Source organism: Kineococcus deserti (assembly GCF_050871945.1).
Classification (GTDB): Bacteria; Actinomycetota; Actinomycetes; order Actinomycetales; family Kineococcaceae; genus Kineococcus.
This window is the reverse complement of sequence record NZ_JBJLSI010000014.1, coordinates 95050-108562: the sequence shown is the minus strand read 5'-3', so window position 1 is coordinate 108562 and position 13513 is coordinate 95050. Positions and strand designations below refer to the sequence as shown.

At 75.3% G+C, this 13513-nt stretch carries 17 protein-coding genes, 1 pseudogene and 1 riboswitch; of the genes and pseudogenes, 15 read left to right on the top strand and 3 right to left on the bottom strand.

What is annotated here, in order from left to right; all coding sequences use genetic code 11:
- Positions 1–132 precede the first annotated feature (132 nt).
- From rpe to ACRYR2_RS12930, 8 genes and pseudogenes are all read left to right on the top strand, one after another.
- Positions 133–804, top strand: a complete 672-nt coding sequence (gene rpe, locus ACRYR2_RS12965; protein ID WP_432563276.1) for a ribulose-phosphate 3-epimerase — start codon at positions 133–135, stop codon at positions 802–804.
- Positions 805–849: 45 nt separating this feature from the next.
- A riboswitch (FMN riboswitch) is annotated at positions 850–978 on the top strand.
- Positions 979–1200: 222 nt separating this feature from the next.
- Positions 1201–2262 carry a bifunctional diaminohydroxyphosphoribosylaminopyrimidine deaminase/5-amino-6-(5-phosphoribosylamino)uracil reductase RibD gene (gene ribD / locus ACRYR2_RS12960; protein WP_432563284.1) on the top strand — a complete coding sequence of 354 codons (1062 nt, stop codon included), beginning with the start codon at positions 1201–1203 and terminating at the stop codon, positions 2260–2262.
- On the top strand, positions 2243–2887 hold the full coding sequence (locus ACRYR2_RS12955) for a riboflavin synthase (protein ID WP_432563275.1): 645 nt from the start codon (positions 2243–2245) through the stop codon (positions 2885–2887). The genes ribD and ACRYR2_RS12955 overlap by 20 nt, the downstream gene beginning before the upstream one ends.
- A gap of 23 nt (positions 2888–2910) precedes the next feature.
- Positions 2911–3498, top strand: a pseudogene (ribB, locus tag ACRYR2_RS12950) (3,4-dihydroxy-2-butanone-4-phosphate synthase); the annotation flags it as partial.
- Positions 3499–3515: 17 nt separating this feature from the next.
- Positions 3516–4001, top strand: a complete 486-nt coding sequence (gene ribH, locus ACRYR2_RS12945) for a 6,7-dimethyl-8-ribityllumazine synthase (RefSeq protein ID WP_432563274.1) — start codon at positions 3516–3518, stop codon at positions 3999–4001.
- Positions 4002–4119: 118 nt separating this feature from the next.
- Positions 4120–4383 (top strand): phosphoribosyl-ATP diphosphatase, encoded by a 264-nt coding sequence (locus ACRYR2_RS12940; protein WP_432563273.1) that lies wholly within the window; start codon positions 4120–4122, stop codon positions 4381–4383.
- Positions 4384–4392: 9 nt separating this feature from the next.
- Positions 4393–5238: an ATP phosphoribosyltransferase gene (gene hisG / locus ACRYR2_RS12935; protein ID WP_432563272.1), complete on the top strand. Its 846-nt coding sequence runs from the start codon at positions 4393–4395 to the stop codon at positions 5236–5238.
- Between the two features lie 17 nt (positions 5239–5255).
- Entirely contained in the window at positions 5256–5699 is a 444-nt protein-coding gene (locus tag ACRYR2_RS12930) for a PH domain-containing protein (protein ID WP_432563271.1), read from the top strand.
- On the opposite strand, the gene ACRYR2_RS12925 is transcribed toward ACRYR2_RS12930, so the two are convergent.
- On the bottom strand, positions 5696–6271 hold the full coding sequence (locus ACRYR2_RS12925; RefSeq protein ID WP_432563270.1) for a nucleoside/nucleotide kinase family protein: 576 nt from the start codon (positions 6269–6271) through the stop codon (positions 5696–5698). The two genes, ACRYR2_RS12930 and ACRYR2_RS12925, sit on opposite strands and share 4 nt — an antisense overlap.
- A complete protein-coding gene (locus ACRYR2_RS12920) occupies positions 6262–7542 on the bottom strand; it encodes a GNAT family N-acetyltransferase (protein WP_432563269.1) in 1281 nt (426 codons plus the stop codon). The genes ACRYR2_RS12925 and ACRYR2_RS12920 overlap by 10 nt, the downstream gene beginning before the upstream one ends.
- A gap of 51 nt (positions 7543–7593) precedes the next feature.
- Here ACRYR2_RS12920 and hisF point away from each other — a divergent pair, with 51 nt between their 5' ends.
- Positions 7594–8367 (top strand): imidazole glycerol phosphate synthase subunit HisF, encoded by a 774-nt coding sequence (gene hisF / locus ACRYR2_RS12915; protein WP_432563268.1) that lies wholly within the window; start codon positions 7594–7596, stop codon positions 8365–8367.
- Here the strand turns inward: hisF and ACRYR2_RS12910 are convergent.
- Positions 8364–9005 carry a TIGR03085 family metal-binding protein gene (locus ACRYR2_RS12910; RefSeq protein WP_432563267.1) on the bottom strand — a complete coding sequence of 214 codons (642 nt, stop codon included), beginning with the start codon at positions 9003–9005 and terminating at the stop codon, positions 8364–8366. The two genes, hisF and ACRYR2_RS12910, sit on opposite strands and share 4 nt — an antisense overlap.
- 74 nt (positions 9006–9079) lie before the next feature.
- Between ACRYR2_RS12910 and hisI the strand changes: the two genes are divergently transcribed.
- The 6 genes from hisI (at position 9080) to trpA (ending at position 13496) form a co-directional block, all read left to right on the top strand.
- Positions 9080–9469, top strand: a complete 390-nt coding sequence (gene hisI / locus ACRYR2_RS12905; protein WP_432563266.1) for a phosphoribosyl-AMP cyclohydrolase — start codon at positions 9080–9082, stop codon at positions 9467–9469.
- 38 nt (positions 9470–9507) lie between these two features.
- Positions 9508–10092: a Trp biosynthesis-associated membrane protein gene (locus ACRYR2_RS12900; protein WP_432563265.1), complete on the top strand. Its 585-nt coding sequence runs from the start codon at positions 9508–9510 to the stop codon at positions 10090–10092.
- Between the two features lie 99 nt (positions 10093–10191).
- The gene (locus ACRYR2_RS12895) at positions 10192–10470 is read left to right on the top strand and encodes an HGxxPAAW family protein (RefSeq protein WP_432563264.1); all 279 of its coding nucleotides are present in this window, start codon (positions 10192–10194) and stop codon (positions 10468–10470) included.
- 79 nt (positions 10471–10549) lie between these two features.
- Entirely contained in the window at positions 10550–11374 is an 825-nt protein-coding gene (gene trpC / locus ACRYR2_RS12890) for an indole-3-glycerol phosphate synthase TrpC (RefSeq protein WP_432563263.1), read from the top strand.
- Positions 11371–12672: a tryptophan synthase subunit beta gene (gene trpB / locus ACRYR2_RS12885; RefSeq protein ID WP_432563262.1), complete on the top strand. Its 1302-nt coding sequence runs from the start codon at positions 11371–11373 to the stop codon at positions 12670–12672. The genes trpC and trpB overlap by 4 nt, the downstream gene beginning before the upstream one ends.
- Positions 12669–13496, top strand: a complete 828-nt coding sequence (gene trpA / locus ACRYR2_RS12880; protein WP_432563261.1) for a tryptophan synthase subunit alpha — start codon at positions 12669–12671, stop codon at positions 13494–13496. The genes trpB and trpA overlap by 4 nt, the downstream gene beginning before the upstream one ends.
- Positions 13497–13513 lie beyond the last annotated feature (17 nt).

The window sequence follows — 13513 nt, the reverse complement described above, 5'->3', positions numbered from 1 at the left end:
GGCGGCCCGCCCCGCCCCCCCCCCCCCCCCCCCCCCCCCCCCCCCCCCCCCCCCCCCCCCCCCCCCCCCCCCCCCCCCCCCCCCCCCCCCCCCCCCCCCCCCCCCCCCCACCGCGCGGCTACTGTCTGCGACGTGCCGAACGCCCGAACCCCCCAGGTCAACCCCAGCATCCTGTCCGCCGACTTCGCCAACCTGCAGGCGGAGCTGGCGCGGATCGCCAACGCCGACGCCGCCCACGTCGACGTCATGGACGGGCACTTCGTGCCGAACCTGACGCTCGGCCTGCCGATCGTCGAGGCGCTGCAGAAGGTCTCGCCCGTCCCGCTGGACTGCCACCTCATGATCGAGGCGCCGGACCGCTGGGCCCCGGCCTACGCCGAGGCCGGCGCGGCGGGCGTGACCTTCCACGCCGAGGCCGCGATGGCGCCCGTGAAGCTGGCCCGCGAGATCCGCGCGGCCGGTGGCCGCGCCGGGATCGCGCTGCGCCCCGCCACGCCGATCGAGCCCTTCGTCGACCTGCTGCCGGAGTTCGACATGGTCCTGGTCATGACCGTCGAACCGGGTTTCGGCGGCCAGAGCTTCCTCGACGTCACGCTGCCCAAGATCCGCCGCGCCCGCGCCGCGATCGGCGATCTCGACGTCCGGCTGCAGGTCGACGGGGGTGTCTCGGCGAGCACCATCGAGCGGGCCGCCGAGGCCGGCGCCGACGTCTTCGTGGCCGGTTCGGCGGTCTACGGGGCCGCGGACGCCGCGGCCGCCGTGGACGAGCTGCGTGACCTCGCGGCCGGGGCCTGCCGCCACTGACGGCGGTCCCGTGGCAGACTGAGGCCACCAGCAAGACCGCACGACACGCGTGCTCCGGGGTCGGTGGAAATCCGAACCGGCGGTGACAGTCCGCGAGCCCCCACCTCGGTGGGTGGTTGATCCGGTGGAATTCCGGGGCCGACGGTGAAAGTCCGGATGGGAGGCAGCGCGCGGCGTCGTCGGTGCGTGCCGTCGCCGTCCCCGTCCCGGGACGCAGTGCCGGCCCGGCCGTCGACGCCTCGTCGACGGTCCGCCGCGGTGCACCCCGACGCGGGGTGCGACCGCCGGCGACCCGTCGCGCCTCTCGGCACGTCCCCTCCGGGGTCCGCACGTCGGACGTTCCGCTCGGACGTGAGGAGGAGGACCGCGGTGGCGACACCCCGAGAGCTCGAGGCGATGGCCCGCGCCCTGGAACTGGCCGCGCGCGGCCCGGCCACGGGACCCAACCCCCGCGTCGGCTGCGTGCTGCTCGGCCCCGACGGGGAGACCCTCGCCGAGGGGTTCCACCGCGGCGCGGGCACACCGCACGCCGAAGTCGCTGCCCTGCAGGCCGTCGCGGGGTCGGTGGTGGGCGCCACCGCCGTCGTCACCCTCGAACCCTGCGCCCACTCCGGACGGACCGGGCCGTGCAGCCGCGCCCTGCTCGAGGCCGGGGTGTCCCGCGTCGTGGTCGCCGTGCCCGACCCGAACCCCCGCGCCGCCGGCGGGACCGCCGAACTGCGCGCGCACGGGGTCGACGTCGAGGTCGGGCCGCTGGGCGAGCAGGCCCGGGCGCTGAACGAACGCTGGGCCGTCGCCGTCGGGCGCGGCCGCCCCTGGGTGACCTGGAAGTGGGCCTCCACCCTGGACGGCCGGTCCGCGGCCGCCGACGGCACCAGTCGCTGGATCACCTCGGCCGCCGCCCGCGCCGACGTGCACCGCCTGCGCGCCGGGCACGACGCCGTCCTCGTCGGCACCGGCACCGCCCTGGTCGACGACCCGTCGCTGACCGTCCGCCGCGACGGCGTCGTGACCGGACCGCAGCCGCTGCGGGTCGTGGCCGGGCTGCGCGACCTGCCGGCCGGGGCCCGGCTCGCCGACGCCGCCGCCGAGACCCTGCACGTGCGCACGCGGGACCCGCGCGAGGTCCTGCGGGTGCTGGCCGCCCGGGAGGTCCGCAGCGTCCTGCTCGAGGGCGGCCCCGCGCTGGCCGCGGCGTTCGTCGCCGCCGGGCTGGTCGACGAGGTCGTCTGCTACCTGGCGCCCGCGCTGCTCGGCGCCGGAACCCCCGCGGTCGGCGACCTCGGGATCCGCTCCCTGCCGGACATCAGCCGGCTGCAGACCACCTCCGTCGACCTCGTCGGGGGCGACGTCCGCGTCGTCGCCCGACCCTGCTCGCCCGCGCCGGCGGAGGTTCCCCCGCAGTTCCAGTCCGTCCCCGAGTTCGAGGAGGCCGCCGGTGTTCACCGGGATCGTTGAGGAGATCGGCGAGGTCGTCGCCGTGGAGTACGGTGCGGAATCGGCGCGGCTGACCGTGCGCGGTCCGCTCGTCGTCTCCGACGCCGTGCACGGCGCGTCGATCGCCGTCGACGGTGTCTGCCTCACCGTCACAGGGCAACCCGAACCCGGCACCTTCACGGTCGACGTGATGGCCGAGTCGTTGCGGCGCAGTTCGTTGCACGACGTCGCCGTCGGGCGCCGGGTGAACCTGGAACGCGCGATGGCCGCGCACGGCCGGCTCGGCGGGCACATCGTGCAGGGCCACGTCGACGGCACCGGGACGCTGCTCTCCCGGACCCCGGGGGAAGCGTGGGAGGTCGTGCGGTTCGCCCTTCCCGCCTCCCTCGCGCGGTACGTGGTGGAGAAGGGCTCGATCACCGTCGACGGGACGTCGCTGACGGTCTCCGGGGTCAGCGAGGTCGCCGACCCCGACCCCTGGGTGGAGGTCTCCCTCATCCCCACGACGCTGGAACTGACGGTGCTGGGCAGCAAACCCGTCGGCGCCAGCGTGAACCTCGAGGTCGACGTGCTGGCCAAGTACGTCGAGCGGATCAACGCCTTCGACCGGGCGGCCCAGGACGTGTCGGGAGGGGTTCCGGCGTGACCGCCACGGCCACCGACCTCACGATCGCCGCCGCGCTGGAGGCCCTGCGCGCCGGGAAACCCGTCCTGGTCACCGACGACGCCGACCGCGAGAACGAGGGTGACGCCATCCTCGCCGCGGAACTGGCCACGCCCGAGTGGATCGGCTGGACCGTGCGGCACACCTCGGGGATGCTCTGCGCCCCGATGCCCGCCGACCGGGCCGAGGCCCTGGGCCTGCCGCGGATGGTCGAACGCAACGAGGACTCGCTGCGCACCGACTACACCGTCAGCTGCGACGCCGCGACGGGGGTGAGCACGGGGATCTCCGCAGCCGACCGGGCCCGCACCGCCCGGGTGCTGGCCGACCCCGGCGCCGTGCCGGCCGACCTGGTCCGCCCCGGGCACGTGTTCCCGCTGCGGGCGCGGCCCGGCGGCGTCCTGGAACGGCCCGGCCACACCGAGGCCGCCGTCGACCTGTGCCGGCTGGCGGGGCTGACGCCCGTCGGCATCATCGCCGAACTCGTCGAGGACGACGGCTCGATGTCACGGTGGAACCAGATCGTCGCGCTGGGGCAGCGGTACGACCTGCCGGTGCTGACGATCGCCGACCTGCGGACGCACCTGTCCGCGGCAGGAGAGGAGAACTCATGAGCGGGGACGGAAGCCCGGAGATCACCGTCGACGGCAGCGGGCTGAAGGTCGCGGTCGTCGCGGCCCGCTGGCACGCCGAGGTCATGGACGGACTGCTCGAGGGCGCCCGCCGCGCCCTGCAGGCCTCCGGCGTCACCGACGTCACCGAGGTCCGCGTGCCCGGCGCGTTCGAACTGCCCGTGGCCGCGGCCCGGCTGGCCCGGGCGGGGTTCGACGCCGTCGTCACCCTCGGCGTCGTCATCCGCGGCGGCACCCCGCACTTCGAGTACGTGTGCGACGCCGCCACCCAGGGGCTGACCCAGGTCGCGGTCACCACGGGCGTGCCGATCGGGTTCGGCGTGCTCACCGTCGACAACGAGGCCCAGGCCCTGCACCGCGCGGGTCTGCGCGGGTCGCGCGAGGACAAGGGAGCCGAGGCCGTGCTGGCGGCGCTGGAGACCGTCGTCGCCCTGCGCGACGTCGCGCCGAGGCCGAAGGACTGAGGCCGCGCTTCCGGCACGCCGACTCCACGGGCTCGCCGACCGGGGTCGTGGAGTCGACGTGCCGACCGGGGGACCGCGTGGTCGGGGGAGCAGGGCGGACCACCTAGACTCCGTGCACGTGAAGACCTTCGACGCCCTGTTCGCCGAACTGAGCGACAAGGCGCTGACCCGGCCCGAGGGCTCGCGGACGGTGCTGGAACTGGACGGGGGCGTCCATGCCATCGGCAAGAAGGTCGTCGAGGAGGCGGCCGAGGTCTGGATGGCCGCGGAGCACGAGTCCGGGGAACGGACCGCCGAGGAGATCTCGCAACTGCTGTACCACCTGCAGGTGCTGATGGTCGCCCGCGGTCTGACCCTCGACGACGTGTACGCCCACCTCTAGGAGCCCCCGATGTTGCGCATCGCCGTCCCCAACAAAGGATCCCTGTCCGAGGCCGCCTCGGCCATGCTGCGCGAGGCCGGTTACAACCAGCGTCGCGAGGCCAAGGAACTCATCCTCGACGACCCCGACAACTCGGTGCAGTTCGTCTTCCTGCGCCCGCGCGACATCGCGCTGTACGTCGGCTCCGGCACCCTCGACGCCGGCATCACCGGCCGCGACCTGCTGCTGGACTCGCGCGCTCCCGCCGACGAGGTCCTGCAGCTCGGCTTCGCGCGCAGCACCTTCCGCTTCGCCGGCCGGCCGGGGATCGCGACCTCGGTCGCCGACCTCGAAGGCCGCCGCATCGCCACCAGCTACTCCGGTCTGCTGGCCAAGCACCTGGCCGACCACGGGGTGACCGCCGACATCGTCCACCTCGACGGGGCCGTGGAGACGGCCGTCGCCCTCGGCATCGCCGACGTGATCGCCGACGTCGTCGAGACCGGCACGACGCTGCGCGCGGCGGGGCTGGAGATCTTCGGCGAGCCGCTCATGCGCTCCGAGGCCGTCCTCGTCCGCCGCTCGGGCGCGCCCCAGGACCCGGCGGTCGACGTGCTCGTGCGCCGGCTGCAGGGCGTCCTGGTCGCCCGGCAGTACGTGATGGTCGACTACGACTGCCCGAAGGCGATCGTCGAGCAGGCCTGCGCGATCACCCCCGGGCTGGAGTCGCCGACCGTCTCGCCGCTGGCCAAGCAGGACTGGGTCGCCGTGCGGGCCATGGTGAAGCGGTCGGAGACGAACCGGGTCATGGACGAGCTGTACGACCTCGGCGCCCGCGGCATCCTGGTCACCAGCATCCACGCCTGCCGGCTGTGACGACGGCGAAGACGGCGATGAGGGCACCGGAGCACCGCGACTTCCACCCCCGGCGCGCGCGCGTCGTGGGGTTCGGCGTCGCGATCGGCATCGTCCTGGTCATGGTCGGCGTCTCGATCGGGCTGTCCCTGTCGCCGGACTCGGGTTGGACGTGGAGCGACACCGTCTCCGCGCTGGTCTTCGCGGCCCTGGTCGCCGGGGGCCTCGTGCGGCTGGTCACGGTGCGGGCCAGGGTGACCGAGGCCGGGCTCGTGGTGCGCAACGTCGTCTACACCCGCGAGGTGGAGTGGGGGGCCGTCGTCGCCGTCCGCTTCGGCGGGGCCGACCCGTGGCTGACGCTGGACACCGACGACGGCGAGAACCTCGCCGTCATGGCCGTCCAGCGCGCCGACGGGGAGTACGCCAAGGCCGAGGCGCTGCGGCTGGCCCGGCTCGTCGAGGCGCACGCGCCGAAGGCTTAGCGCCAGGCCGGGTCCCCGCCCGCGCCCGTGTCGGACGTGAACACCACGTCCGGCCGCAACGGCTCGCGGGCGAACAGCTCCGTCTCCTGCGCGGCCCAGGACTCCCAGTGCGGGGCGAACGTCGCCCCGTCGCGGGCCAGGGCGCGGTCCCGGCGCAGCGCCGGACCGGCGACCAGCTCGACGAGCAGGTCCACCGCGCCGGCGCAGCCGGCTCCGACCCCCTCGACGACGAGCACCCCGTGGGTGGGCAGCGGCACCTCGCGGGTGTACCGCTGCCGGGTCCAGTCCCAGACCGGACGGGTCGTCGGCGCGCCCGAGCGCAGGCCCGCCAGCACGCCGCCCAGCAGCTCGACCCCGGCGGCCAGCCCGTCCCAGCCGGGGTACAGGTCGTCCATGTGCACCACGCTCGCGCCCGTACGGGCGGCCAGCGCGGCGGCCAGGTCGGTCTTGCCCGATCCCGACCGGCCGTCGATCGCGACCACCGTGGGCCCCGCGGGCGGCACGGGCACCGCGGCCAGCAGCGCCACGACCTCGTCGACGACGGCCGCGGTGGACCGCAGCGTCAGAACCACGTGGGGCACCACGGTTGCTCGGGCGTGGCCATCAGCGTCTGCAGGGACAGCGCCGCCGCCGGCGTGCCGTCCAGCCGCCCGGCCCGGTGCAGGGCCACCGGGGACGTCCCGCCGAGCAGCACCGACGCGAGCTCGGCCACGCCCAGCACGACGTCCGGGGCCGCGTCGGTCGTCGTGACCTCGGGGCAGGCCCAGCCGTCGGCGCCGGGATCCCCCACGTGCAGGCGCACGGTCGCCTCCGCCAGCCCCAGCGGGTCGAGGACCTGCAGCACGAGCGTGCCGCCGCCCAGGTAGCGCCGCGCCGTCAGCGCAGCGGGCACGTCCAGCACCCGCAGCCACAGGAAGTCGTCGACCGGCCCGGTCTGCACCGCGCGCGGGTCGGTCAGCAGGTGGGGGAGCAGTTCGTCGACGGGGCGGTTCTTCGCCCGGGTCGTGCGCACCAGGTCGATCGAGGTGACGAACTCCCACAGCGCCCGGTACGCGGCGGGGTTCGTCGCGGCCAGGTCCCCGACGTGGACGGTGCCGTTGGGGACGCGGCCGACGGCCTCGTCGACGACGTCGTAGGCCACGTAGCCGTCGGCGGTGCCGTGCTCGTCGCGGTGCAGCACGACGTGTCCGGCCGGGCCGACCCAGCGACCGGCCCCGCGCCGGCCGGCCGCCTCCCACCACGCCGCGTCGCGCAGCAGCCCCGCCGGACGGGCCCGACGGGTCACGTCGTGCACGCGGGAGAGCTCCTCGACGCGGCCGGCGGGCACGAACTCCAGCGAGCCTGCCGGCACCGGGGCGTCGGGGCGGAACCGCACGCGGGCGTTCTCGACGGCCAGGCTCGTGGCGTGGGTGGCCGGGCCGAAGCCGAAGCGGCCGTAGATGGGGGCCTCGGCGGCGATGAGCGCGGCGAAGACGTTCCCGGCGTGCCGGGCCCGCCGCAGGTCCGCGGTGAGCATCCGGGACAGCAGCCCGCGGCGGCGGTGGGTGGGCAGCACGGTCGCCGTCGAGACCAGGTCCACCTCCACCGGGTCCACACCGGGCAGCGTGAGCTCGGAGTCGTAGGTGCGCAGCGTCGCCACGACCCGCTGCTCGCCGCCGACCCCGCCGTCGACCACGTCGTGCACGGCGGTCAGCCGGTGGCCGCCGACCTCTGCGAGACGGTCGTCGAGGTCGGCATCGGTGGCGGCGGGCGTGAGGAACGCGGCACGGCTGGGGGTCGACCAGGCCCGCAGCGCCTCCCGGTCGTGGGGGTCGATCTGCGTCATCACGAGCGGGGCGTCCACCCGGTGACGGTACCGGCCCGGGACGGCGCCGGCTCCGTCTACCCTGCCCGTGTGAGCGTCGCCGTCCGTGTCATCCCCTGCCTCGACGTCGACGCCGGTCGCGTCGTCAAGGGCGTCAACTTCACCGACCTGCGCGATGCGGGCGATCCCGTCGAGCTGGCCCGCCGCTACGACGCCGAGGGGGCCGACGAGCTGACCTTCCTCGACGTGACCGCGTCGTCGGGCTCGCGCGAGACGACCTACGACGTCGTGCGCCGCACGGCCGAGCAGGTGTTCATCCCGCTGACCGTCGGCGGCGGCGTCCGCACCGTCGCCGACGTCGAGAAGCTGCTGCGCGCCGGGGCCGACAAGGTCGGGGTCAACACCGCGGCCATCGCCCGGCCCGAGCTCATCACCGAGATCGCCGAGCGGTTCGGGGCCCAGGTCCTCGTGCTGTCCGTCGACGCCCGCCGCACGCTGCCGGGTGGGCCGGCCACCGCCTCGGGGTACGAGGTCACCACGCACGGCGGCCGCCGGGGCACGGGTCTGGACGCGGTCGAGTGGGCCGCCCGCGCCGCCGAGCTGGGCGCGGGGGAGATCCTGCTGAACTCCATGGACGCCGACGGCACCAAGGCCGGCTTCGACCTGGAGATGCTGCGCGAGGTGCGGGCCCGCGTCAGCGTGCCGCTGGTGGCCAGCGGTGGTGCCGGTGCCGTCGAGCACTTCCCGCCGGCCGTGGCCGCGGGCGCCGACGCCGTGCTGGCGGCCAGCGTCTTCCACTTCGGCCAGCTGACGATCGGGGAGGTCAAGGACGCGCTGCGGGCGAGCGGGTCGCCCGTGCGCTAGTCCGGGAACGAGTCGCGGAAGCGCTGCACCGCAGCGGAGGTCCCGTCGACGGCAACCTGCGCGCGGGACCGGCGGCCGAAGGCGTGCAGCAGCAGTTCGGCCGGTGCGCCGGTCAGCGACACCGACTCCGCGCCCTGGCGGACCACCGCCCGGGGACCGCCCGGGGTGACGAGGACCACGCCCACCCCGGCCCGCCGGTAGGCGACCCGGCCCATGACCTTCACGGTGCGCCACAGCGCCGCGTCCTGGGCGCCGGGCAGCTCGCGCGGGGCCCAGTCCGGCTGGGCCCGCAGGATGTCCTCGTGGTGGACGAAGAACTCGGCGCTGTTGGCCAGGCCGTCCAGCGCCGGCACCTTCAACGGGCCGTGCGGGCCGTTGCGCACCCGGTCGACGAGGTCGCCGAAGGGCTGCGCGGCCAGCTCCGACCAGACCTTGTCGCGGTGCCCGCGCAGGGCGGGGACCGCCTCGCCCAGCACCACGTCGGGACGGTTGTCCCGCACCGCCAGGTGCACCAGCAGGTCGCGCACGTCCCAGCCCGCGCACAGCGTCGGCGCGTCGGGTCCCAGGTGCAGGGCGCTGTCGCACAGGCCCTCGCGTTCGCGGCGGGCGTCGCTGGGCTGCTTGGTGCCGGTGGCCATGCGGCTGATGGTGCCACCCCTGGCGCCCGGGACCACTCCGGGCCGGCCCCGAGGACGCGGGGCGCGGTGAGACGATGGCGGGCGTGTCGTCCCCCGGTTCCTCGCCCGTGCTCGATCCCGCCATCGCCGAGAAGCTGAAGCGCACCTCCGACGGGCTCGTCTGCGCCGTCGTGCAGCAGCACGACACCCGCGAGGTGCTCATGGTCGCCTGGATGGACGACGAGGCGCTGGCCGAGACCCTGACCAGCGGCCGCGCGACGTACTGGTCGCGCAGCCGGCGGCAGCGCTGGCGCAAGGGCGACACCTCCGGGCACGTGCAGTGGGTCAGGAAGGTGTCGCTGGACTGCGACGGCGACGCGCTGCTCGTCGAGGTCGACCAGGTCGGGGCGGCCTGCCACACCGGTGACCGGACCTGCTTCGAGGCCACGGTGCTGCCGGTCGCCGTCGGGACCCCCACGGCGTGAGCGACGAGGGGCGCGACGGAGCGGGCGGGGGTGACCGCGTGAGCGCCGGACGCGAACGCGGCCTGCTGCTCCTGCTCGGCACGGCCGGGGCCGTGGTCGCCCTGGGGGCCGGAGCCCCGACGTGGGTCACCGGTGCGGTGCGGACCGCGACCGGCGACACCGACGTGCTGGCGAGCGGCCGCGACGCCGCGCCGGTCGCCACCGCGCTGGCCCTGGTGAGCCTGGCGGCCGTCGTCGCCTCCACGCTGGGCCGCCGGGTGGCGCGGGTCGTGGCCGCGGTCGTCCTGCTCCTCGGTGGCGCCGGCGTGCTCGCCTCGAGCGTGGCCACCGTGACCGACCCGGCGAGCGCGCTGACCGTCCCGGCCCGCGCGGCCAGCGGGACGACGACCGTCGACCTGGACGGGGATCCGGTGCTGGCGCCCTGGCCGGTCGTCTCGGCGGCCGGTGGGGTGCTGGTCGCGGTCGCCGGGGCCGGGATCCTCGTCCGGTCCCGGCGCTGGCAGGCGACGACCGCGACCTCGGCCCGGCACGAGCGGGACGCCTCGCGAGGGCCCGCCGACGCGCGCGAGGACCCCGCGGCCGCGTGGGACTCGCTGACCCGTGGGGACGACCCGACCCGCTGAGGGAGCCGACCGCGCGGGCGCCGCGCCCGGGACTCGCCGCTCCGGCCCGACTCGGTACGGTGTGCGTAGTACGTCCCCCGCCTTCCGAGGAGTCCCAGCGTGAGCAGCCAGCAGAACCCGTCGACCCACGCGGACGTCGACATCGTCGACGAGCACGGCCACGGGCACAGCATCGCCGCCTGGGCCGGTGTCGGGGTCTGCCTCGTGGGGTTCCTGATCCTGTGCCTGGCCGTCGTGTTCACCAGCCTGGTGTGGGGCATCGTCGGTGGCGCCGTCATCGTGGCCTCGCTCGTGGTCGCCTACGTGCTGGCCAAGGCGGGCTTCGGCGTCAAGGGCGCCGACGGCAAGCCCGTGGGTGTCGGCCGCCCCAAGCGCTGAGCGAGGCCGGCCCTCGCGCGGTCCACAGGTCCCCTGGACCGCTGACGGTCGTGCCGCTGCGCGGCGATACCCTCGTCGCGTGACGGTCCTCGACGACATCCTGGCCGGCGTCCGCGAGGACTTGGCCACGCGCAAGGCGCTGACCACCCTCGACGAGCTGAAGGAACGGGCCCACCGGCAGGTTCCGGCCAAGGACGCCCACGCGATCCTCAAACCCCGCGACAGCGCGCAGCGCGGGGTCAAGGTCATCGCCGAGGTCAAGCGCAAGAGCCCGTCCAAGGGCGCGCTGGCCACCATCCCCGACCCGGCCGAGCTGGCCGGGCAGTACGAGGCCGGCGGCGCCAGCGTCATCAGCGTCCTCACCGAGCAGCGCCGCTTCGGCGGCAGCCTGGAGGACCTGCGCGCCGTCCGCTGCGCCGTCGACGTCCCCGTGCTGCGCAAGGACTTCGTCGTCGAGTCGTACCAGTTGTGGGAGGCCCGCGCCTGGGGGGCCGACGTCGTGCTCCTCATCGTCGCCGCCCTCGAGCAGGAAGCCCTCGTGTCCCTCATCGAACGCACCCACTCCCTGGGCATGACCGCGCTGGTGGAGGTGCACACGGCCGACGAGGTCGCCCGTGCCCTCGACGCCGACGCGCGGGTCATCGGGGTGAACAACCGCAACCTCAAGACCCTCGAGGTCGACAACGGCACGTTCGCCGACCTCGCGCCCCTCATCCCGGACTCCAAGGTCAAGGTCGCCGAGTCCGGCGTCTCCGGGGCGCACGACGTGGTCGAGTTCGCCCGTGCGGGCGCCGACGCGGTCCTGGTGGGCGAGACCCTGGTCCGGGGGGACGACCCGCGCCGGGCCGTCGCCGACCTCGTCGCCGCCGGCGCCCACCCTTCCATCCAGGCGGTGCGCCCGTGACGACGTCGGAGACCCCCCTGACCACCTCGGGTCGCAGCTTCAGCGCCGAGCGCGGGCCCTACTTCGGCGCCTTCGGCGGCCGCTTCGTGCCCGAGGCCCTCGTCGCCGCCCTCGACGAGATCGAGGCCGCCCACACCGCGGCGATGGCCGACGAGGGGTTCCTGGCCGAGCTGGCCGAACTGCACCGCAGCTACACCGGCCGGCCCAGCATCATCACCGAGGTGCCCCGGTTCGCCGCGCACGCCGGTGGTGCGCGGATCCTGCTCAAGCGCGAGGACCTCAACCACACCGGCTCGCACAAGATCAACAACGTGCTCGGCCAGGCGCTGCTGACCAAGCGCATGGGCAAGAACCGGATCATCGCCGAGACGGGCGCCGGCCAGCACGGTGTCGCGACCGCCACCGCCGCGGCCCTCATGGGGCTGGAGTGCACGATCTACATGGGCGAGGAGGACACCCGGCGCCAGGCCCTCAACGTCGCCCGGATGCGCCTGCTCGGGGCCACCGTCGTGCCGGTCACCGCGGGCAGCCGCACGCTGAAGGACGCCGTCAACGAGGCCTTCCGCGACTGGGTCGCCTCGGTCGACACCACGCACTACGCGTTCGGGACGGTCGCGGGCCCGCACCCCTTCCCGGTCCTGGTGCGCGACCTGCAGCGGGTCGTCGGCCTCGAGGCCCGTCAGCAGGTGCAGGACCTCGTCGGCCGGCTGCCGGACGCGGTCGCGGCCTGCGTCGGCGGCGGCTCGAACGCCATCGGCATCTTCCACGCCTTCCTCGACGACCACGGTGTCGCGCTGCACGGCTACGAGGCCGGCGGCGACGGCATCGAGACCGGCCGGCACGCCGCGCCGATCTCGGCCGGCATCGCCGGGGTCTTCCAGGGCGCCCGTCAGTTCGTCATGCAGGACGAGGACGGCCAGACGGTCGAGTCGCACTCGATCTCGGCCGGCCTGGACTACCCCGGGGTGGGTCCCGAGCACGCCTGGCTGGCCGCCAGCGGCCGCGCGAAGTACCACCCCGTCACCGACGCCCAGGCGATGGAGGCCTTCCGGCTGCTGTGCCGGACCGAGGGGATCATCCCGGCCATCGAGAGCTCGCACGCCCTGGCCGGTGCCCTCGACCTGGGCAAGGAGCTCGGCCCCGACGCCGTCGTCCTCGTGAGCCTGTCCGGCCGTGGGGACAAGGACGTCGACACCGCCGCCCGCTGGTTCGGGCTCGTCAGCGACGCCGACCTCGTGGCGTCGGAGGCCGAACGCGTCGGACAGACGCCCGAGAAGACCGAGGGATCCGGCTGGTGAGCACTGTGGAAACGTCTGCCCGCGTGGGGAAGGCCGCCGCCGCGATCGACGCCGCCAAGGCGGAGGGTCGCGCCGCGCTCGTGGCGTACCTGCCCGTCGGCTACCCCGACGTCGACGGCTCCGTCGCGGCCGCCAAGGCGGCCGTGGCCGGCGGCGCGGACGTCGTCGAGCTCGGCCTGCCGTACTCGGACCCGACGATGGACGGCGCCACGATCCAGAAGGCCGTCGACGTGTGCCTGGCCAACCGGACGCGCCCGGCCGACGTGCTGCGCGCGGTCGAGGCCGTCGCCTCGACGGGAGCGGCCGTGCTCGTCATGACCTACTACCCGCCGATCGACCGCTACGGCGTCGACCGCTGGGCGGCCGACCTGGCGAGCGCCGGGGGAGCCGGGCTCATCACACCGGACCTCATCCCCGACGAGGCCGGGGCCTGGATCGCGGCCAGCGACGAGCACGACCTCGAGCGCGTCTTCCTCGTCGCGCCGAGCTCGACCGACGCCCGGCTGGCCACGACGTCCGCGGCCTGCCGCGGGTTCGTGTACGCCGCCTCGTTGATGGGGGTCACAGGAACGCGTGCGACGGTGGGCTCGGGTGCGGCCGAACTGGTCCGGCGCACCCGGGCGGCCGGCGCCGAACGGGTCTGCGTCGGGCTCGGGGTCTCCACCCCGGCCCAGGCCACCGAGGTCGCGGGCTACGCCGACGGCGTCATCGTCGGTTCCGCGTTCGTCCAGCGCCTGCTGGACGCCGACTCGTCCGCGGCCGGTGCGCGGGCCGTCGGTGAGCTGGCCGAGGCGCTGGCCGAGGGCGTCCGCACCCGCCCCTGACGCCCTCACCCAGTCCT

Excerpts from the sequence above, each read along its gene's own strand:
- ribD (WP_432563284.1), top strand. The coding sequence starts at position 1,201 with ATGGCCCGCGCCCTGGAACTGGCCGCGCGCGGCCCGGCCACGGGACCC.
- ribH (WP_432563274.1), top strand. The coding sequence starts at position 3,516 with ATGAGCGGGGACGGAAGCCCGGAGATCACCGTCGACGGCAGCGGGCTG.
- hisG (WP_432563272.1), top strand. The coding sequence starts at position 4,393 with ATGTTGCGCATCGCCGTCCCCAACAAAGGATCCCTGTCCGAGGCCGCC.
- ACRYR2_RS12930 (WP_432563271.1), top strand. The coding sequence starts at position 5,256 with ATGAGGGCACCGGAGCACCGCGACTTCCACCCCCGGCGCGCGCGCGTC.
- ACRYR2_RS12910 (WP_432563267.1), bottom strand. The coding sequence starts at position 9,005 with ATGGCCACCGGCACCAAGCAGCCCAGCGACGCCCGCCGCGAACGCGAG.
- hisI (WP_432563266.1), top strand. The coding sequence starts at position 9,080 with ATGGCGGGCGTGTCGTCCCCCGGTTCCTCGCCCGTGCTCGATCCCGCC.